At 49.9% G+C, this 531-nt stretch carries 1 protein-coding gene; it reads left to right on the top strand.

Annotated elements, in window-relative coordinates; all coding sequences use genetic code 11:
- The coding region (locus ADH81_RS11305) for a hypothetical protein (protein ID WP_049526721.1) at window positions 1-531 on the top strand (531 nt) is incomplete at both ends.

Below are 531 nucleotides of genomic sequence, written 5' to 3'. Positions count from 1 at the left end.
GGCACTTGTTGATGCTGATTCAGAAGCTGATGTTGACGCTGACTCAGAGGCACTTGTTGACGCAGACTCAGAAGCTGATGTTGACGCTGACTCAGATGCTGATGTTCTTGCTGATTCAGACGCACTTGTTGATGCTGATTCAGACGCTGATGTTGACGCTGACTCAGATGCTGATGTGCTTGCTGACTCAGATGCGCTTGTGCTTGCTGATTCTGAAGCTGATGTGCTTGCTGACTCAGATGCGCTTGTGCTTGCTGACTCTGAGGCACTTGTTGATGCTGATTCAGAAGCTGACGTTGATGCTGATTCTGACGCACTTGTTGACGCTGATTCAGATGCTGATGTTGACGCTGACTCAGATGCGCTTGTGCTTGCTGATTCTGAAGCTGATGTTGACGCTGACTCAGATGCACTTGTTGACGCTGATTCTGATGCGCTTGTGCTTGCTGACTCAGATGCGCTTGTGCTTGCTGATTCTGATGCGCTTGTGCTTGCTGATTCTGATGCGCTTGTGCTTGCTGACTCTGAGGC

It is taken from the genome of Streptococcus pseudopneumoniae (genome assembly GCF_001072925.1).
In the GTDB taxonomy this organism is placed as follows: domain Bacteria; phylum Bacillota; class Bacilli; order Lactobacillales; family Streptococcaceae; genus Streptococcus; species Streptococcus pseudopneumoniae_Q.
Note: the sequence above shows the minus strand (reverse complement) of the source record. Positions and strands in the feature narration are given on the sequence as shown.